Below are 18,783 nucleotides of genomic sequence, written 5' to 3' on the forward strand. Positions count from 1 at the left end.
CGATTGGCAGAGCCTTATTACTCCTGCCAATCGGCAAAATGATCAAGTAAAAAATCGATAGCCAATCGCGCTCTTAGTGGCAGAAAGTGACGATTCTGATAAACAATCCAGCTGCTGTTACCGCTTCCCCAATAGGGCTCTAGGATTGGCACCAAAAGACCGGACGAAATAGCATCGTTAAAGCTGCTCTTCGGTAAGTACGCCACGCCTAACCCTTCCGCACAGGCTTGCAAAACCGTGTGTGCGTTATTGCTCTTCCATCTGCCCTGCACTTTTACGCCATCTAACGGCTTGCCGTCTTTTTCAAACAACCAAACGTCTTTGTTGGCAATAATGCAGCTATGACGCTTGAGTTGCTCAGGGTGCGTTGGTAAACCATGTTCATCGAGATAACGCTGACTGGCTGCCGCTGCCATGGGACGATCCACCAACTTTCTCGCAACCAAGCCTGAATCACTCAACCTGCCGTAACGAATGGCAAAATCGAAACCATCTTCAATAAAGTTGACCATGCTGGTATTGAAGTTGATCTCTACCGTGAGATTAGGATGTTGCTTGGCAAACGCCATCAAGGCAGGCGCTACATGGTTCTCAGAAAACGCACCAGCGGCACTCACGCGTAACGTACCACTCAATTGAGTTTGCTGCGTGGTGAGCTGTTCATTGGCTTGCTGAAGCCCAATCACCAACTCTTTACACTGCTGATAATACGCTTGCCCTGCTTCCGTTAGACTCACCATTCTTGTCGAACGTGCTAACAAAGCGACACCTAATCGTTCTTCTAATCTTGTGACTTGGCGACTGACGTGACTGGTACTGCAACCTAACTGTTTTGCCGCTGCAGAAAACCCTAAGCTCTCAGCAACCGTAACAAACTCATTGATGCCTTCAAAACTGTCCATACTTACCTTTGCTATATGGCAATAATGTTTTGCCAATTAATCGTATTATCACTTATTTGTTTAGCAATTAGTATGAAGGTGTTCAACAAATACACGTAAGCCAAAAAGGAAACCATCATGAAGAAAGTACTCATCATTGTGACGAACCATGCGACCCTAGGTGAAACTGACCAAGCAAACGGAACTTACGCGCCAGAGCTCACTCATGCCCTTAGCGAACTGCTGGGTGCAGGCTTCGATTACGACATTGCCTCTATCAAAGGCGGGCAAGCACCACTGTACGGAACCGACATCGAAAGCGATGCAGTGAACGAGAAAATCTTGGCGGATGATGATTTCCAGAACCGCATCAACAACACGATTCCAGTGTCACAAATCAACGGTGACAACTATGATGCGATCTTCTATCCGGGTGGCTTTGGTCTTCTTTCAGACCTAGCGAGCAACGAAGATTTTGCCAAGATTTCTGCAACACACTATGAAGATGGCGGTATTGTGGCAGCAGTTTGTCATGGTCCAGGCGCTCTTCTCCCTATCACGCTTAGCAATGGCGAAAAGCTGCTTGCGTCTAAATCAGTAACAGGCTTCACTCGTGAAGAAGAGATCGACTTCGGCACCATCAACGACATCCCATTCCTATTGGAAGAGTCTCTTGCTCGTGGCGCAGCGCGCTACTCTAAAGTGCAACCATGGCAAGAGTTTGTAATTGTGGATGATCGTGTCATCACAGGTCAAAACCCAACGAGCGCACACGGCGTAGGCAGAGCGATTGTTGAACACCTAGCTTAAACGCGCCGGAAAGTACAACCATCCTAGAAGAGGAAAGCGTGCTTTGTCATGCTTTCCCTTGCTACAGGCGATCGCAAGATGCGCTTATACTTCTACTCCTGCTTCATCTTCTTCTACGATATCCGTTTCTTGGTTCGCCTCTTCCAACCATTGCTGTAAAGATTCACTTGCTAGCACCTTTTGTTGGTAAGCTTTGGCACCTTCCGATAACTCGATGCCGTAAGTTTGGAAACGCAATGCCACAGGTGCATACATAGCATCCGCTATCGACCATTCTCCAAATAGCCAACCGTTTGGATGCAGTTCTGCTTGCTCTGCCCAAATGGCGTCAATACGAGCAATATCTTTAAGCGCACCCTTCGTTAAGTCGACTTTTCTGTGTGCGCGGATGTTCATTGGGAGTTCGTTTCTTAAATCAAAGAAACCCGAATGCATTTCTGATGCGATGGCGCGTGCTTTAGCCCGTTCTGCGGAGTTGCTTGGCCAAGCTTTACTTTGTAAATATTGCTCGTTAACGTATTCCAAAATCGCTAATGAATCCCACACGGTTGCGTCACCATCCACTAAGGTAGGGACTTTCGCGGTTGGTGTAATATCTTCCAAGGTCTTATAAAAATCTTCTGTGAATAATTTGAGCTTGGTGACTTTCACATCCAGTTTGAATTGAGAAAAGATCAGCCATGCGCGAAGTGACCAGCTTGAGTAGTTTTGATTAGCAATAAACAGTTTCATGACGCCTCCATGCGGTTCGTGTTTTGAGTACCCATTCACAATATCTGATTGTATTTAAGGGGACTAACGGATAGTTTTGATGGAACACTTCAACAAAAACGATGGATGAGTTTTAGATATGGATATCGATGCGTTACGCAGCTTTCTGGCTTTTGTAGAAACGGGCAGTTTCACTCGTGCAGCCAAGCAGATTAATCGCACCCAATCAGCGTTCAGTGCACAAATGCGTAAGCTAGAAGACGAACTCAGCGTCAGCTTGTTTGAAAAAGAAGGCCGTAACCTCGTATTGAGTGAAGCGGGACTGGCACTGCGCTCTCACGCCGAGCAATTGGTCAGCTTGCACAATCAAGCACTGAAACAAGTGAGGCGCTATGAAAACAAGCGCCCTCTTCGCTTAGGTTGCCCAGAGGATTACAACGACAATATCTTGCCTAAAGTCATCCGCGTATTACAGCAATCTGAGCCCACGTGTTCGATTCAAGTCTTTAGTGAGCCAAGCATCACCTTGAGAGAAAAACTCGATGAAGGAAAGCTAGACGCCGCTATTGTGACAAGAGCACCGGACAGTGAGGAAGGTTACTGGCTAGCAAGCGACAAAGGCGTGTGGATTGCTCATCCTGATTTTGACATTGAGAACGCCCAACCTCTCCCTCTCGCCCTATTCCAAACCGACTGTAAATACCATGCGGCAGCAGTAGACGGATTAACCAAACGTGGCACTCCTTATCAACTACTGGCATGTTGCAATACGGCTTCTGCACAACGAGCAATTGTACGTTCAGGCATGGCTATCGGTGCGATGGGCAGTATTAGCGTTAGCGAGGATCTTAAGATCTTAGACGATATGCCATCGCTACCTTCCGTGGATATCGTTTTGGTCACGGGCGTCGAGCCTCATCCGATACTGGATAAAGAATGCTTGGCGCAATTGGTTGAGTTAATGGCTTAACCGGATTAGCTAGCCAATCACAAAGTTAAATTGGCCAGTTAATCGCCCGTCGGTTCGTATGGTTTCAAACTGTAGATAATCTCGGGCTTTGCCACCCCACCATTCATCACCAGTATTGCCTTTTAAGTACAACTGAGTGGTCAGAAGCTCTTGGTTATCCCGCCACAACTTAACGTGAATGTGCGGTGGACGAGAAGCATAAGGTACAGGGTACAAGGTCTGAAACAAGTAGTGACCATCCGATTGAGTTAAAACTGCACCAAAGCCAGCAAAGTGCGCATCAAACTTATCGTTATTTGGTTGCTTAGGATGATCGTAAATCCCCCGCCCATCGCATTGCCAGATTTCTACTTTGATGCCTGAAACTGGGTTTCCCGATGTATCTACTACTCTGCCTTGCAACACGATAGGTTCACCGACCAAGCCTTCTGATTGCAGAATCAAGTTTTGACGAAGAGGAATATCCACTACTGGATAAAATGGCCCTTCTGTTTGTGCTGGCGTCGGCCGCATTGGTGTCGTCGCTTTTAAAGAGGGTGCGAACAACAATGTCCACAGCGCTAAAAAGTGTCTTCTTTCCATGGTGCCACCAATACAATTGCATTGAATTAAGTTTGGTGGAACTTGAGGGATTTGCCATAACGAATATGAAAAATGTCCCTGCAAGAGAGTCATTTGCAAAGGCACTGTGGAACGAGATGATGAGTGTTGATTGAAGGATTATGCGGCTTCGAACGCCAATGCTTTCTTCTCTACCTGACGGAAAATAAGAGTTAGCACACCATTTACCGTTAAATAAAATGCGCCTGCAATACCAAATACCGTCAACGTGTCGTAGGTTTGTGCGTTAATGCGTTGCGCGTAGCCCATCAGATCCATGATCGTAATCGTGCTTGCTAGTGACGTGCCTTTGAAGACCAAAATCACTTCGTTCGAGTAAGCAGGAACAGCACGACGAATAGCGTATGGTAGCAGCACTTTCAGCGTTGCGGTTTTGTTCATACCCAGAGCACGACACGCTTGCCATTGACCGGAAGGAATCGCGTTAAACGCCCCTTTGAACAACTGAGTACTGTACGCCGCGGTATTCAACGCTAACGCCAACATCGCACAGAACCAAGGTTGGCTTAACCATGTCCAGAATACGCTTTCTCTCACAGCATCAAACTGACCCGGACCGTAGTACACCAAGAAGATCTGTACCAACAAAGGCGTACCAGTGAACAAGGTGATGATGCCACGACTTACCCAATGCAAACCCGGAGTACGCAGGATCAGAGTCAGCGTCATCATCAGAGCTAAAAGACAGCCCACAACCAAGGAAGCGGCAGTCAATTGGAGGCTAGTGCCTAAGCCATCCAGCATTTGCCAAACGTGTTGTTCGTTCATGCGGTAGCCTCCTGTCCCATACTCATACCTTGAATTGAGAACTTCTTATCAATCAGTTTTACGGCACGTTGCGTAATCAAAGTAATGCCTAAGTAAATCGCCGCAGCGGTTGCGTACCATGTAAACGCTTCATGCGTCGCTGCAGATGTTAGCTGCGCTTGTTTCAACAAATCCGTCACGCCAATCAGTGATACAAGCGCGGTGTCTTTCAGCAGAACCAACCATTGGTTAGTTAAACCTGGTAGTGCGTGTCTTACTGCTTGTGGCAAAACAATGCGAACAAAAGCGTGTGCTTGACTGATACCAAGTGCACTTGCTGCTTCTCTCTGCCCTCTTCCAACCGCTTTTAATGCGCCACGTAGAGTTTGAGAAGCGTAAGAAGCGAAGATCAATGACAACGCCACCACGCCAGACAAGAACGGGCTAACTTCAATAAAGTCGCCGGTGATTAAAAACAGAACCTGCGTCGAACCAAAATAGATGAACAACACGACAAGGATTTCTGGCAAGCCACGTACAATCGTCACAAACGCCGTCATTGGCCATTTAACGAAAACGCGGCGAGACATTTCACCACTGGCGAATACCACTGCCAGAATCAAACCGACTAAAAGGCTTGTGAAGGCTAGCTGGACAGTCATCCAACTAGCTTGAACAAGCGATAAAGAGTAACCCGTTAGTGCCATATTACTTACCGAAGTACTTGTTGTAGATTACGTCGTATTCGCCGTTCGCTTTCACTGTTTTCAGTGCCGTGTTCAGCTTGTTCACTAGCTCGTCGTTACCTTTGTTTACTGCGATACCGAAACCGTTACCGAAGTATTTAGGGTTAGTGACGTGCTCGCCCACGTACGCTAGGTTATCTTCTTTCTTGAACCATTCTGCTACGACAGCTGTGTCACCGAATACAGAATCAATACGGCCATTTTTCATATCGATGAATGCGTCTTGGTAGCTTGAGTAAGGAACCGCCGTTACACCTGGCATTTGTTCAATTAGGTAGCTTTGGTGTGTTGAACCGTTTTGAACACCAACACGCTTACCTTCTAGTGCTTTTTGATCAGCCACTTTTTCTTTGATAGAAACAAACGCTGCTGAGTTGTCATAGTATGCATTCGTGAAATTCACTTGCTCCAAACGCGCCTCAGTAATGTCCATTGCAGAGATTGCCGCATCGTAGCGCTTGAATTTTAATGCAGGGATCAGGCTGTCAAAAGATTGGTTGTGGAAGGTGCATTTTGCTTCCATTTCTTTACATAGTGCGTTCGCCAGATCCACATCAAAACCTTGGATTTGGTTGTTTTCATCCATGTATTCGAATGGGGCGTACGTCGCTTCCATCGCAAATTTGATCTCTTCTTGTGCTGCTGCGTTTGCTGCCATAGTTGCAGAAGAAAGGCCGATTAGTGAAGCTAGTAGAATCTTTTTCATTGCAATACTCCGTGTGTACTTAGTGGGCTGACACTCGCAATGACAGCCGAGCTTATCTGTTAAATAGACTGAACTTTAAAAACGTGATTTAGTGATTTAAGTAGTCAGCAAACTGGGCGGTTTGCGGGTTAGAAAACGAATCATTTGTGCCGTGCTCAACGATGTGTCCTTTTTCTAAATACAGTACGTGACTAGCGATTTTCTTGGCGAAATCCACTTCGTGCGTCACAACTACTTGTGTAATTCCGGTTTCGCTTAAATTTTTAATAATCTTAACGACTTGGTTAGTAATTTCCGGATCAAGCGCAGCGGTCGGTTCATCAAAAAGCAAGACTTCCGGTTTCATCATCAATGCACGAGCAATCGCCACACGTTGTTGCTGACCACCAGAAAGTTGCATCGGCCATGCATCCGCTTTGTCTGCCAAATGCAGCGTCGCAAGAATTTGCATTGCCAGCTTCTTCGCTTCTTCTTTATCCATGCCAGCGACTTTTACCGGAGCCTCAATCAGGTTCTCCATCACTGTCATGTGTGGCCATAGGTTGTACTGTTGGAACACCATGCCCACTTTACGACGAAGCGCTAAACCTTGCTTCTCTTTGATTTCAGTTGAAAAGTCGAATGCGTCATTAGCGATGTTTAACTGGCCGTTATCCGCCCCTTCAAGAAGGTTAAGAACACGCAGTAGAGAGCTCTTCCCTGCACCACTTGGACCAAGTAACACCAGTGTTTCGCCGCTTTCACACTTAAAGCTGACATCGTGAAGCACTTGTGTCTCACCGTATGATTTATTGATTCCGCTTACCTGAATAGTCATGCTGACATACCGCATTAATTGTCACTTGGCATTTATATTACTCAAAAGGATTTTTTATGCAATAAAAATGTATAAAAATTAATTTTGTTAAATTTTTGTATGATAAGCAATCAATACAACAGAGAATATGACTGGTTTAATCAGTTGGTTTTAACTGAAATTGTTGATGAAAATCCAACAATATGATGGCAATCGAAACAAGGTTAAAATTCTGGTTACTTTTGTGCTTGTGTAGACGGAATTTTGAGTCTTTGAACGTACTACACCCGACGCAGACCTTCTCATTTTTGCCGGGCTTCCCCCCTCGATTTCCGGTAAAGCCTTCTATCGGCGGGTTCCTGATTAGGACTTTGTGAATAGACTATAATTTCTCTTTGTATTCTGGCCCTTAATTCGAGTCATCTAAGTATGAGTGAGATAACCCCATGTTGAAGTCGCATTGTTTTTCTCTCATGGCACTTGCTTCTCTGAGCTTACTTTCTATACCCAGCGTTTGGAGTAGAACAGCAATCGTGTTACCTGGATTGCATGAACAGGGTATTAATCTTCAAGATAAGCCTATCTCTGCTGCGGCTACACGTGAATGGGAACTGGATTATGCTGATATCTTATTCGGTGCTTACGAAAGTAAAAGTCATAATGAGCGTGTACAAGCACTTGGTTACATGTACAACCAAAAGCTGGAACTTAACTCAGGTTGGCTGGAAAACGATATACGTAACCAAGCAGAACTGAATGGAATTGACTACGAAGATTTCTTTCTCCACTTTTCTGAAGACACTATCCTAGCTGAAGTCGACTCAAGCCATGGCGAGAATACTCTGCTCAATCGAAAACCGATGATTGTTGGTTATACGGCTAGTGCTGACCACGCCGGTTTTTGGCTATATCAACCACCGCCATGGGATGCTGATGTATTCGGTCAGGCGAATAATGGTGGTGCCCTCTATGTTTATCACTCAGAGAAGTTCGACCGCTTAACCCTTACGTTTTCCCAGTTTGCTCAAGGTGGCAACTTCATAATTGAATACCCTTCTGCTATCGACTCGTTTGGTCAGGTATCGGAGTGGAAGCCCTTTGATATTAAGAAAGATAGAACACAGGGCATGACCAAAGACCAAACAGTAAACTGGTCTGTTCCTTCGGATTGGGTTCGCGCTACAACGCATGATGGTAGCGGAAAAACTTATGGTGGCGGTCAGTACTTTGGCTCCACCTTTTTACGCGACGGCGGCCGCCTTTACTTTGCGAAAATTACTTGGCATGACGACAACATAGAAAACCGCCCACGTCTCGAAAACATTCGACTCAAAAATAGCTTCCCTGCCGTCAACATCTCAGGAGCACCAACGGAGACACCTGAAGGTCAAACCATTCAACGCTGGCGTAAAATTCGTGGCTTCGACAAATCTGCAGATCGAAACCAAGACAATTATCTTTCTTGGAATGAATACAAAAACCGTTCGAATAAGAATGCAACGGCACGATTTCGTTGGGAGTCACGGGTTATTCCATTTGGTCGTATGTGGAATCAAACCTCTTCTTGGGCATTGACCAATCTCGGCAATCCCGTTTTTACCAATACAATGCGCCACTATTACCAAGCTGAATGGGCGAAACAAGGTTTAAATGGTGCGTACAACGACGACACGAATAAGTTACTCGGTGCAAATCAGTTCTACATATATTCCGGAGGCACAGTGGGTGAGCTTGGTTTGGTGGCGGGTAGCCAAGCTGCTGACGATGCGTACAAAGCGCAATTCTCGGCGTTCTTGAATAAACTGGCAACGCAGGATGAAGATGCGTTAATTGGCCTCAACATAGGTACGGCAAACTTATTCGGTCGTAATGGGCAAAACCACTTGGTTGACGCTGGCTCCTTGTACTTGCGCGAGCACTACCTTTTCCCTTCTACCGGCTTTAGTGGCTATGCTGGGTTAGCTAAGTTTTGGGATAACTCTGCACTCGCCAAAGCTGGCCAGAAAGTGATTTATCAAGCGACAACGCGTTATGGTCGCGTTCAATACTTTGGGAACACAGAAGACAATTGGAAACAGGACCAATACTCTGCACTAGCAGTGTTCTACTTAAACTATCACCCTGAGCGCAGTTACTTTAATCAGTGGAACAATGGCTACTTATATGGAAGTAATAACACAACAAGTGACAACTTCTGGAAGGCAGGCGTACCAAAGAATATTGCTTATCAACCTAGCACCTTGCTTGCCGTTGATTTGGGAGAGCCTGCCAATCAAATACCAGAGGGGTATCAGGCGACTCCGGTAATGATGTCCACCAGCACGCCCTATCCTGCCGATTACACGGTGATTGGAGATGCTTCTATGAGCAAAGTGGCTCATCCTGACTTGCCCAATGGCGCTATCGATTTGTTACCAACCCATACGTACTTTGCGTATCACTCAGACGATACGGTGGTGGTGCATGGTCCTACGGAGATGGTGTTATCCCGCGAATTCACTAAAGGCCGAGTGCTGTATCGGACTGATTTTTTTGGCAAAAATATCGATTACTTCTCCTCACCGAGGATAACTATCGCACTTCCAGAGCCTATGCGACCTGTAGATCAAGACGGTAACATCGGCGACTATGTTTCTCATATTGAGATTGGCGGCTACGAAGGAGTGTTCTTGCTGTATTAACTCCCTTTAAACCCTTCTCACCAAACACTTCATAAATCGCCGTTTTTATGCTTAACGTCACTGAAAAAAACTTGTTCACTGAATCTTTATAAACCGATGTATATACTGAAGTAAATGACAACGACAAGGAAATTCAGTCACATGAAGACGACACCTTCAATGCTCTCTGTTCTGCTGCTATCAGCATTATCTACTCATGCAAATGCGGACGAATGCGGAAAAATAACCATCGCAGACATGAATTGGAATTCGGCCAGCTTAATGGCGCACATCGACCAATTTGTCTTAAATGAAGGCTACCAGTGCGATGCGGAATTGATCCCTGGTGATAGCGTTCCTACAGGCACCTCTATGATTGAAAAGGGACAGCCTGACGTTGCGCCAGAGTTATGGACAAACGGTATTAAAGAAGCACTTGATAAAGGGATTGCGGATAAACGCTTGCGCATCGCTAGTGAATCGCTTGTCAATGGTGGTGAAGAAGGTTTTTGGGTTCCCGCCTATCTGGTAAAACAGTATCCAGAACTCGCGACGATAGAAGGCGTCATCAAGCACGCCAAACTATTTGAACACCCAGAAGATGATGACAAGTTCGCGTTCTATAGCTGCCCTGCTGGTTGGACATGCCAAATCACCTCCGGTCACTTGTTTAATGCATTAGGGTTAAGTGAGCACGGCTTTGAGATGGTTGACCCAGGATCTGGCGCAGCATTAGCTGGCACCATCGCCAAAGCCTATGATCGCAAAATGCCTTGGTTTGGTTACTACTGGTCACCGACCCCCGTATTGGGCAAGTATGATATGGTCAAAGTGGATTTTGGTAGCGGAACAGATTTAGAAGAGTATCGCAACTGTACCACTCAGCCTGATTGCGCTTCACCAAAAGTAACAATGTACCCACCTTCTCCAGTTCGTACAGTAACAACGGAGGCGTTTGCGAGCAAAGAACCCCAAGCATTCGCGTACTTGCAGAAACGCGGATTTACCAACGAGCAAATGAGTGAAATGCTGGCCTGGATGGAAGATAACTACGCGGACGGTGAAGAAGCGATGTTTTACTTCTTTAATACCTACCCTGACTTATGGAAAGGCTGGGTATCTGAAGACGTCGCGGTGAGAATCGAAAAAGCGCTTTGATGATTAATACTTCGAGTGCCACAAATTATTTAACCTCCCATACCGTTTGAATAAACGGCATGGGAGACTAATCAACGACTCGTTAATACATGGTGTGACCATTCAATGTTTCTTTAGGGATCTCTTGCAGAGCGTCCCAATGTTCAACAATCTTCCCATTATGATCAAAACGAAAGAAATCCATTGTCACGTATTCAATATCATTAGGCCATGTTTGGTGAGTGTGTAGTGCCACCAAATTCCCTTCAGCAATAGCTCGCACAAACCTAATATCTTTATCGGGATACTCGTTTTGCATCCGCTCAAAATACTCGATAAAAGCCTCGGGGCCATTTCCAACTAATGGATTGTGCTGGATGTACTCATCACCTACGTAGTCTTCAACTGCCTTTCTTGGATTACCTCTATAGGCGGTTTCGTAAAACGCAATGGCATTTCTTTTATTCTCTTGCAGATCCACTTTTCTTACCTGTGTTGATCCATCTTGCGGATAACGGTAATCATAGTCTTTGAACTTCAGAAGTGACCAAACTTCGCGCACAAAAAAGGCCGCTAAACAGCAGCCTTCATCACTTCTACTTGGAATCATCGCCTTTCATCGCTTAAACCACACCGCCAGCACCGAGCATAGAACGCTCACTGTTCTCCACCAGCAACGCGGTTGCGGTTTGTTTCAGTGTTTCCCATTCTTGGTCTTCGACAAAGATACCATTTTGCCAAGAAGCTTGTTGCGTGCGGCTTAACTCATCACCTTCAATGTGGGTGGTATACCCTTGTGCACTTTTCTCGATATCGAAATCGTTCACGGAGAGCTCGATAACCATACTATGCAAATCCGTATCATGCCCATCAAACTGATCCGAGAAAAAGACTTCTGGCGCGATTCGTCCACGATTTAACACATAAAGCGTTCGCTTGGGACTAGAGCCATTGACCCATTGTGCGCGACACGCGATGCCTTTCGCAGAGAGCTTCAACAACTCACTGAAACCCAACCAACGGTTATGGCACTGTTTCAACGTAATGGTAATCGACTTACGGTTAATCATTTTCTCAAGTGCGAAATCCAACACAGCGGGTAAATGACACGCCACACTGCCGTTGTGCAAATCCATCTCGATACTCGCTGACGTGCTGTTGGTCACCGATACGGCGCAGTCTGAATCTAGCCCAAGAAATAGACTGGCGTTATTAAAATGGCGAACTCCATGTAAGCCAACCATTTGCAAGTCCGCCACCATGTTCGCAATGACATCCGCCTCACCACAGTGACGGCGCATGCCAAGAAATGCCTTATTAACCGCGGCCACCAATTCGTTGTGAGAGACGATCATAATGCAAATCCTCCACTGATTTTTTGATTATCACTTTGCTCAATTTCGTCACGTGGCGGCATGCTAGGGAAAATCCATGTGTCTGTCAATTTAGGGTCGTGAATTTCATCCAACAGCGGCGCGCCTTGGAGAAAAGTTACTCTAACCCAACGATCCGAGCGCGGATCAAACTTAGTCGCGCCAAAGATCGCCAATTTACAGCGCAATAAGTGCATTGGTAACGCATCTTTACGCAGCACGTTCATTTGAATATCCCCCATCGCACGGCTACCTAACGTCCATACGCGACGTGTGATCGAACGATAAGCCGGTTTTTGCAATAGAAACTCTGCTACGGACATTTCTACATCACAGTCAAGCAAGGCCTGGTACAAGCGATTCACTTGTCTGCCGATATCAAGCGGCAGTTCTTTTTCTTCTCCAGCCTCTTCCCCGCGAACACCAAGCCTTGGCTCTTCTTTGTCTTGTGAGCGATACCAGAACCAGTAGTTGTTCTCGGCTAGTGAGTAATCCGCATCAATCGCCCAGCGGTACTTGCTTTGCAACACTTCCAGTAAATCTTGGATCTTTTTCCCGCCCGGAATAGATAACGTTTCATCCGTATTCATTTGGCTAGCAAATTCATCCACTAAAGATGGGTAGAGTTCGATCAAGCAAGAGGTGAGGATTTCTTGGGCTTCCACACTCATTGTTTTCTTATGCTCGACCAAACTCGCCCAATTCGGATGTGATGCCATTAACGTTGTTAGCTTCGATAGCAGTTGTTTGATGTCTGCTATCGCTTGATGATTGAGCCTGTCTTGATGTTCATTGATGGTGATGACTTGCTCTAAATGACGCTGTGCTTTTTGCAGCAATCCTTGCAAAGGAGCATGGAATGAAGCTTCACATGGCATCGCAAAGACTCGCGCTACCGCACGTTCACGAGAGGTCATCCATTGGTCAACAATACACGGATGATTAATCAAGTATGGAGCCATGCCTAAGCCAGTAGCATTGCCGACACCAAGGTAGCGCTGCAAGCCACGATGCAAAGCCACCGCGTTGTCGCCACCTTGTTGAAGTGCCAGATAGTGCACCCAATCTAGGCTGAATTCACGCAACATATATACTGCACACATTTGCGCACTAAAAGACTGGCTGAAATCTGAGTTGTTCTCTAACAGTTTGAAATCGGCGATACCAAACTTTCCGTTACCATAAACAGCTGTGGTACGCAGGATATAACCCACTTCCGCTAACTCTTTCGGCTCAGGCTGCTCGCCTTGAGAAAGCGCGCTAACAATGTGCTCAAACACGCGCACACTTTTGTTTGCGCGAGCAAGAACAAGTACGTTGTTTGGATTACGTCCCGCTTCTTGCAGCGGTACATTTTCTCGCAATCTTTCCAACAAAGTAACATCAACATCGCCTTGAACCAGTGCAAATGTGACGTCCCACTTTTCAGCAATTACGCGATCATTACGCTCGTCGTCGGCAATTTCATCACAGAATACCACCAAATGATAAACGTACTCTGGCGTGGTCAATTTGTAAATCACATGACCATAACCACGAGGACAAAGCTGCCACTCATGCTTGGTTACTTGCCAGTTTTGGCTTGCCATATTACGAATCAGACTGCGAACAAAGCTGATTCGGTTTTGGTGCATTGCGCCAAGCCTTTCGGCTGCCATGACAATCGCTGCATCGCGCATAGTTGCTTCCGTATAAGTAGAACGATGTGCATCCATTTTGCTCACCACCTATTTGTTATTGTAAGAATACTAGGGTTTGTGCGGATGCAGGAGGAAAACACCGCACAAGCTCCACGTTGTTTGAATTAGATAATTGTTATAGCCCTTGCTCTTTCGCCATTTTGATTGCGATTTGCGGCGCATTCCAAAGCGACGGTAACAGAATCAACGAAACCGGAACCGCGGTAATCACAATGAAAGATTGCAGTGCAGAAATGCCGCCAGAGCCAAGGGAAATTAGGATCAATGCCGTCACACCCATCATTACGCCCCAGAAGGTACGGATGATCGCATTCGGCTCCGTTTCACCACTGATCACGACACTGATTGTGTAGGTCATTGAGTCGCCCGTCGTGACGATGAAGATCGTGGTTAAAATCAGAAATAGAATTGAAGTCAGCATTGGCATTGGTAGTTGCTGAGTCACTGCAAGCAAAGCACCTGGCAAGTTAAAGCCCTCAAACGCCGCACTCACGCTACCCGGTTCAGCAATTTCAAACGCAAGGCCTGAGCCGCCCACAATCGTGAACCAAAAACAGGTGGTTAACGGAGCCACAATACTGATGGTGGAAATAACTTGGCGAATAGTTCGACCACGGGAAATACGCGCAATAAAGATTGCCATCATCGGACCATAACCCAGGAACCAGCCCCAGAAAAATACTGTCCACCAACTTAGCCAACCTTCGTCACCGCGATAAGTCGCCATTGGGATAAAGTTATCCAACATGCTTCCTACACCTTGAATGTATCCGTTAAAGATAAAATTCGTCGGACCGAAAAACAGGATGTAAACCATCAATGCCATTGCCAGAATCACGTTGTAACGACTAAGCAGTTGCATGCCTCGGCTTAATCCACTGAGTGCTGACAAGGTGTAAAGCGCAATCGCAAACAAGATGATGATAAGCTGAGTGGTAAAGCCATCAGGGATATCAAACAACGCATTTAACGCGTAGCTAACCTGCAAGCCTAGAAACCCAATTGGCCCGATGGTGCCTGCGGCTACCGCGATAATGCAGCACGCGTCAATCAATGCACCGAGTTGGCCTTTAAGTGCTCGTTCGCCCAAGACTGGGTAAAGCAAAATACGGGGTTTTAGCGGTAAACCTTTGTCGTAATGTAGGTGCATCACCACGATCGAAGTTAAGCTACCTACAATCGCCCAAGCTAGAAAGCCCCAGTGCATAAAGGATTGCGACAACGCATTCACCGCACCTTGCTGCGGGTTATCTTGCGCGCCGTACAAAGGAGGTGGGCTAACATAATGCGCGATAGGCTCAGCCGCGGCCCAGAAAACGCCACCACCAGCCAATAAGGTACAGAAAATAATCGCCATCCAGCGGAAAGAATCCATTTCTGGTTTTGCAATCCCGCCCAACATCACCTTGCCTGTTCGCCCTGCAGCCAAGCCAAGACCAATAAGAAAAGTGAGAAGCAGCAGTAACTGCCAGTATGGACCAAACACCTGAACTGCCCAGCCAAAGCCAGCGTTAACGATCGTAGATAACAGCTCGCCGTCATAAAGTGCAATAGCAACGAACAACGCGATGAAACCACCGCTATACCAAAAGGCCGGGTTATTCAGTCCTAATTTGTTCGTCGTGTTTTCTGTTGTTGATGTGTTGTGTTTTGCTTTCGACTTGCCCGATGACACGCTCATCGTGGAAGCTTTCATGCTATTGGTTAAATCAGACATACTCTGGCTCCAGAGGTTCTTTGCAGCAGCCAAAGACTGGCTACAAATGTGAGTTTTACGCCTGCCGTATTGTTATTATGTGGGCAGGCGGTTCCTACTTTGGGGAATGCTATGAAATAGGCTCTAATCCTTCTTTAAGGAAGTTGAACCAGTTTTCACCCAATATTTTTCCAGCCTCAGATTCACTGAATCCGTGACCCATTAATCCGTTGTAGATGTTCTCCATCCCTGCGCTGCCGCAGAACCATGGCAGCGCATCTGGCCATCCCGAGTTACTTGCAGAACCTTCGCCGTAATCCATCGCTTTTGACCAACGCCCGTTGCGCATCCACTCCAACACTTGTTGCGGCTGATTTAGGCACAAATCGCTACCGATACCTAAATGGTCAACGCCAAACATGTCTGCGGTTTTCGCAACCATCTGGCAGAAATCATCCAGCGTGCACTGGCTGCCATTTGGCAAATGGAATGGATATAAACTGAATCCAATCAAACCACCGCGCTCCGTCAGTGCTTTGATCACGGTGTTGGACTTGTTGCGCAGTGCGTCATGCGCAAATGTCGGGTTAGCATGGCTGATACAAATTGGACGCGAAGAGAGCTCGATAGCTTCCAACGTCGAACGCTCCGCGCTGTGGGACATATCAATGATCATCCCGACTCGGTTCATCTCTTCAATCGCTTGTTTACCAAAGCGAGTTACGCCGGAATCGTTTTGTTCGTAACAACCTGTCGCCAGTAAGCTTTGGTTGTTGTAGGTCAGTTGCATGATCAGCAGACCTTGGCGGCGCATCACTTCAATCAGGCCAATTTCATCATCGATAGGTGAGCAATTTTGCGCGCCGAAGAAGATGCCGACTTTACCTTCTGCTTTGGCTTTTTCTACATCTGCCATTGAATAAATAGGCATGATGAGGTCCGCATTTTGCTCGAAGCGCAAGTTCCATTCAGCAAAACGCGTTAAGGTTTCGCGCGCAGTTTCGTGGTAGACGATGGTGGCATGAACGGCGGTAATGCCACTCGCCTTAAGCGTTTGGAAATACTCTCGATCCCAATTGCAGTACTGCAATCCGTCAATCACAATCCGTTGTTGGTACATAACCACTCCTTAAACAATTTCTTAGCCTTTTCGTGCGGGCAACTGACACCATCAGTTACCCTGTCGATCTTAGTAAGGACGCTGATAAGCGGTTTTCACTACGGTGTAGAACTCTTTGGCGTACTGACCTTGCTCACGAGGACCAAAGCTAGATTCTTTACGGCCACCAAATGGAACGTGATAATCTGTACCCGCAGTTGGCAAGTTAACCATGACGCAGCCCGTTTGGACTTGCTGTTTGAAGATCGCGCTATTACGCAAGCTTTGCGTGATAATGCCGCCTGTCAGGCCAAAGCGCGTATCGTTCGCGACTGCAATTGCCTCATCCAGATCAGAAACGCGAATCACGCTCGCCATTGGCGCAAAGACTTCTTCTTGGTTCACTTCCCAGCCATTCTGTGTATTTAAAAACAGAGTTGGTGACATGTAGTAACCGTCATGCTCTAGGCTCAGACGCTCACCACCGAAAGCCAGCTCCGCGCCTGCTTGGCGTGCGTTTTCGATCCACTCAAAGTTCGCATTCAGCTGGTTACCATCAACCACAGGGCCCATGAACACGCCCTCTTCCAGTGCGTGACCCACTTTAAGTTCGCTCATGCGTTGGATTAGCGCTTCAACATACGCGTCGTGAATTCCGTCCATAACCACAAGACGAGAAGACGCGGTGCACTTTTGACCTGCACCCGAGAATGAGCCTGCGATTGTCGCTTCAACGGCAATTTGAATGTCTGCATCATCTGCCACTACGAGCGCATTTTTGCTACCCATCTCTAGCTGACAACGCACAAAATTTGGTGCCGTTGCCGCTGCAACTTTACGGCCTGTGTCCACAGAACCAGTGAAGCTCACGCCGTTCACATCCTTCGAATTGATAAGGGTATTACCGACTTGCGAACCGCTACCCAAAACGAGGTTAAACGTGCCGGCAGGTAAACCTTGGCGATGGATAATCTCTGTCAGCGCAACGGCACTTGCTGGGGTTAGGTTGGCAGGCTTCCAGACGACGCTGTTGCCAAACGCAAGTGCTGGCGCGATTTTCCAAGCCGCTGTTGCTGTTGGAAAGTTCCAAGGAGAGATAATGGCGATAACGCCGACGGCTTCACGAGTAACTTCAACGGAGACACCTGGACGGACGGAAGCAGCGTTATCGCCAATTTGACGCAGAACCTCAGCAGCAAAGTATTGGAAGAATTGGCCAGCACGGTATATCTCACCTCGACCTTCAGCAAATGGCTTACCTTCTTCACGCGAAAGTAAGGTGCCCAATTCGTCACATCGTGCAATGAGCTCATCACCAATCGCTTGTAGCACTGCTTGCTTGCGCTCGATTGGTGTTTTTTCCCACTCTGGCTGCGCTGATTTAGCCGCTTGAATCGCTTGCTCTACTTGCGACACACTCGCTTGTGCGAAATCGCCAATGTTTTCGCTGATATCAGAAGGGTTAATATTGGCGATGGTGTCCATGCCCGATTGCCATTCACCTGCTATATAGAGGGATTTTTCTGCTTGAACATTGTTAATAAAAGTCATGGTTCTTTCCTTGTTCTTCCGATTTGTGATGGCAAGCCACCCACTCACTGATCTCTAATTGTTCTTATTGGATTTATTCTGGTTGGCTTGCCGACGCGTAGACAACAAACTCCACCAACATCTCTTCTCGCGCTAACCCTGCAACCACCATGGCGGCGCGATTTGGGTACGGCGCTTCAAAATATTCCGCGTACACTTGGTTAACGGTCTTTAAGTATTCTCTGTCGGTCACATAAATCAGGACCTGCAACACCGAGTCCAAAGACTCCCCTGCACACTCCAGGGTGTGAATGAGATTGTTAAAGGTTTGACGTGTTTGTGCTTCGATACCGCCTTCCACAACCGCGCCTGTGTCATCAATAGGAATTTGAGCCGTATACAGGGTTCCGTTGTTGACTATCGCCCATTCAAGCGGCGCTTTAGAAGCAAATAGACTGGTTTTAACTGGGTGTTTTTTAGTAGGAGTATTCACGTGCCTTTCAACCTTTGTAACAGCTTTGTTTCAATATGGTTAAATGATGCACATTGACAGGCGATAAATCTAACGGTAAATTTTTGACATTTGATAAATTAAACTTA

Annotated in this window: 18 protein-coding genes; 4 read left to right on the forward strand and 14 right to left on the reverse strand. The window is 46.7% G+C overall.

The genetic code is table 11. From position 1 onward, the window contains the following. Positions 1-17: 17 nt before the first annotated feature. Positions 18-902 carry a LysR family transcriptional regulator gene (locus R7Z41_RS15775; RefSeq protein ID WP_199436870.1) on the reverse strand — a complete coding sequence of 295 codons (885 nt, stop codon included), beginning with the start codon at positions 900-902 and terminating at the stop codon, positions 18-20. A 117-nt stretch (positions 903-1,019) separates the two neighbouring features. On the opposite strand from R7Z41_RS15775, the gene R7Z41_RS15780 reads away from it, so the two are divergent. Further along, on the forward strand, positions 1,020-1,691 hold the full coding sequence (locus R7Z41_RS15780; protein WP_225477799.1) for a type 1 glutamine amidotransferase domain-containing protein: 672 nt from the start codon (positions 1,020-1,022) through the stop codon (positions 1,689-1,691). Positions 1,692-1,775: 84 nt separating this feature from the next. On the opposite strand, the gene R7Z41_RS15785 is transcribed toward R7Z41_RS15780, so the two are convergent. Then, on the reverse strand, positions 1,776-2,423 hold the full coding sequence (locus R7Z41_RS15785) for a glutathione S-transferase family protein (protein WP_225477797.1): 648 nt from the start codon (positions 2,421-2,423) through the stop codon (positions 1,776-1,778). A gap of 118 nt (positions 2,424-2,541) precedes the next feature. Between R7Z41_RS15785 and R7Z41_RS15790 the strand changes: the two genes are divergently transcribed. Next, positions 2,542-3,372 carry a LysR family transcriptional regulator gene (locus R7Z41_RS15790; RefSeq protein ID WP_042521063.1) on the forward strand — a complete coding sequence of 277 codons (831 nt, stop codon included), beginning with the start codon at positions 2,542-2,544 and terminating at the stop codon, positions 3,370-3,372. A gap of 9 nt (positions 3,373-3,381) precedes the next feature. Here R7Z41_RS15790 and R7Z41_RS15795 read toward each other — a convergent pair whose 3' ends face one another. The 5 genes from R7Z41_RS15795 to artP all read right to left on the reverse strand — a co-directional run bounded on the left by R7Z41_RS15795 (position 3,382) and on the right by artP (position 7,009). Further along, on the reverse strand, positions 3,382-3,954 hold the full coding sequence (locus tag R7Z41_RS15795; RefSeq protein WP_225477796.1) for a protocatechuate 3,4-dioxygenase: 573 nt from the start codon (positions 3,952-3,954) through the stop codon (positions 3,382-3,384). 138 nt (positions 3,955-4,092) lie between these two features. Next, positions 4,093-4,761 (reverse strand): arginine ABC transporter permease ArtM, encoded by a 669-nt coding sequence (artM, locus tag R7Z41_RS15800; RefSeq protein WP_005388569.1) that lies wholly within the window; start codon positions 4,759-4,761, stop codon positions 4,093-4,095. After that, the gene (artQ, locus tag R7Z41_RS15805) at positions 4,758-5,447 is read right to left on the reverse strand and encodes an arginine ABC transporter permease ArtQ (RefSeq protein WP_005388570.1); all 690 of its coding nucleotides are present in this window, start codon (positions 5,445-5,447) and stop codon (positions 4,758-4,760) included. The genes artM and artQ overlap by 4 nt, the downstream gene beginning before the upstream one ends. A 1-nt stretch (position 5,448) precedes the next feature. Then, the gene (locus R7Z41_RS15810) at positions 5,449-6,192 is read right to left on the reverse strand and encodes an arginine ABC transporter substrate-binding protein (protein WP_017634244.1); all 744 of its coding nucleotides are present in this window, start codon (positions 6,190-6,192) and stop codon (positions 5,449-5,451) included. 88 nt (positions 6,193-6,280) lie between these two features. Continuing rightward, positions 6,281-7,009 (reverse strand): arginine ABC transporter ATP-binding protein ArtP, encoded by a 729-nt coding sequence (gene artP, locus R7Z41_RS15815; RefSeq protein WP_318128759.1) that lies wholly within the window; start codon positions 7,007-7,009, stop codon positions 6,281-6,283. A gap of 425 nt (positions 7,010-7,434) precedes the next feature. Between artP and R7Z41_RS15820 the strand changes: the two genes are divergently transcribed. Further along, entirely contained in the window at positions 7,435-9,669 is a 2,235-nt protein-coding gene (locus R7Z41_RS15820; protein ID WP_225477793.1) for a hypothetical protein, read from the forward strand. A 141-nt stretch (positions 9,670-9,810) separates the two neighbouring features. After that, positions 9,811-10,806 (forward strand): ABC transporter substrate-binding protein, encoded by a 996-nt coding sequence (locus R7Z41_RS15825; RefSeq protein ID WP_005375798.1) that lies wholly within the window; start codon positions 9,811-9,813, stop codon positions 10,804-10,806. A gap of 82 nt (positions 10,807-10,888) precedes the next feature. Here R7Z41_RS15825 and R7Z41_RS15830 read toward each other — a convergent pair whose 3' ends face one another. The 7 genes from R7Z41_RS15830 to R7Z41_RS15860 all read right to left on the reverse strand — a co-directional run bounded on the left by R7Z41_RS15830 (position 10,889) and on the right by R7Z41_RS15860 (position 18,676). Further along, the gene (locus R7Z41_RS15830; protein ID WP_176311659.1) at positions 10,889-11,266 is read right to left on the reverse strand and encodes a nuclear transport factor 2 family protein; all 378 of its coding nucleotides are present in this window, start codon (positions 11,264-11,266) and stop codon (positions 10,889-10,891) included. Between the two features lie 142 nt (positions 11,267-11,408). Continuing rightward, positions 11,409-12,140, reverse strand: coding sequence for a DUF3726 domain-containing protein (locus R7Z41_RS15835; RefSeq protein ID WP_137282554.1), 732 nt, complete (start codon positions 12,138-12,140; stop codon positions 11,409-11,411). Continuing rightward, positions 12,137-13,873, reverse strand: coding sequence for a hypothetical protein (locus tag R7Z41_RS15840; protein WP_225477789.1), 1,737 nt, complete (start codon positions 13,871-13,873; stop codon positions 12,137-12,139). Before R7Z41_RS15840 ends, R7Z41_RS15835 begins: the two co-directional genes overlap by 4 nt. A gap of 100 nt (positions 13,874-13,973) precedes the next feature. Next, complete coding sequence (locus R7Z41_RS15845; protein WP_104976558.1) at positions 13,974-15,575, reverse strand: BCCT family transporter; 1,602 nt, start codon at positions 15,573-15,575, stop codon at positions 13,974-13,976. Positions 15,576-15,684: 109 nt separating this feature from the next. Beyond that, positions 15,685-16,674: a membrane dipeptidase gene (locus R7Z41_RS15850; protein WP_053303711.1), complete on the reverse strand. Its 990-nt coding sequence runs from the start codon at positions 16,672-16,674 to the stop codon at positions 15,685-15,687. 69 nt (positions 16,675-16,743) lie between these two features. Next, positions 16,744-18,204, reverse strand: coding sequence for an aldehyde dehydrogenase family protein (locus R7Z41_RS15855; protein WP_005375790.1), 1,461 nt, complete (start codon positions 18,202-18,204; stop codon positions 16,744-16,746). 73 nt (positions 18,205-18,277) lie between these two features. Continuing rightward, positions 18,278-18,676, reverse strand: coding sequence for a RidA family protein (locus tag R7Z41_RS15860; protein ID WP_005375789.1), 399 nt, complete (start codon positions 18,674-18,676; stop codon positions 18,278-18,280). Positions 18,677-18,783: the final 107 nt, after the last annotated feature.

The sequence above is a fragment of the Vibrio sp. 1457 genome (assembly GCF_033340195.1).
Classification (GTDB): domain Bacteria; phylum Pseudomonadota; class Gammaproteobacteria; order Enterobacterales; family Vibrionaceae; genus Vibrio; species Vibrio alginolyticus.

Excerpts from the sequence above, each read along its gene's own strand:
- R7Z41_RS15780 (WP_225477799.1), top strand. The coding sequence starts at position 1,020 with ATGAAGAAAGTACTCATCATTGTGACGAACCATGCGACCCTAGGTGAA.
- R7Z41_RS15825 (WP_005375798.1), top strand. The coding sequence starts at position 9,811 with ATGAAGACGACACCTTCAATGCTCTCTGTTCTGCTGCTATCAGCATTA.
- R7Z41_RS15795 (WP_225477796.1), bottom strand. The coding sequence starts at position 3,954 with ATGGAAAGAAGACACTTTTTAGCGCTGTGGACATTGTTGTTCGCACCC.
- R7Z41_RS15790 (WP_042521063.1), top strand. The coding sequence starts at position 2,542 with ATGGATATCGATGCGTTACGCAGCTTTCTGGCTTTTGTAGAAACGGGC.
- R7Z41_RS15850 (WP_053303711.1), bottom strand. The coding sequence starts at position 16,674 with ATGTACCAACAACGGATTGTGATTGACGGATTGCAGTACTGCAATTGG.
- R7Z41_RS15785 (WP_225477797.1), bottom strand. The coding sequence starts at position 2,423 with ATGAAACTGTTTATTGCTAATCAAAACTACTCAAGCTGGTCACTTCGC.
- artQ (WP_005388570.1), bottom strand. The coding sequence starts at position 5,447 with ATGGCACTAACGGGTTACTCTTTATCGCTTGTTCAAGCTAGTTGGATG.
- R7Z41_RS15840 (WP_225477789.1), bottom strand. The coding sequence starts at position 13,873 with ATGGATGCACATCGTTCTACTTATACGGAAGCAACTATGCGCGATGCA.
- R7Z41_RS15820 (WP_225477793.1), top strand. The coding sequence starts at position 7,435 with ATGTTGAAGTCGCATTGTTTTTCTCTCATGGCACTTGCTTCTCTGAGC.
- R7Z41_RS15835 (WP_137282554.1), bottom strand. The coding sequence starts at position 12,140 with ATGATCGTCTCTCACAACGAATTGGTGGCCGCGGTTAATAAGGCATTT.
- artM (WP_005388569.1), bottom strand. The coding sequence starts at position 4,761 with ATGAACGAACAACACGTTTGGCAAATGCTGGATGGCTTAGGCACTAGC.
- R7Z41_RS15845 (WP_104976558.1), bottom strand. The coding sequence starts at position 15,575 with ATGTCTGATTTAACCAATAGCATGAAAGCTTCCACGATGAGCGTGTCA.
- R7Z41_RS15810 (WP_017634244.1), bottom strand. The coding sequence starts at position 6,192 with ATGAAAAAGATTCTACTAGCTTCACTAATCGGCCTTTCTTCTGCAACT.
- artP (WP_318128759.1), bottom strand. The coding sequence starts at position 7,009 with ATGACTATTCAGGTAAGCGGAATCAATAAATCATACGGTGAGACACAA.
- R7Z41_RS15855 (WP_005375790.1), bottom strand. The coding sequence starts at position 18,204 with ATGACTTTTATTAACAATGTTCAAGCAGAAAAATCCCTCTATATAGCA.
- R7Z41_RS15775 (WP_199436870.1), bottom strand. The coding sequence starts at position 902 with ATGGACAGTTTTGAAGGCATCAATGAGTTTGTTACGGTTGCTGAGAGC.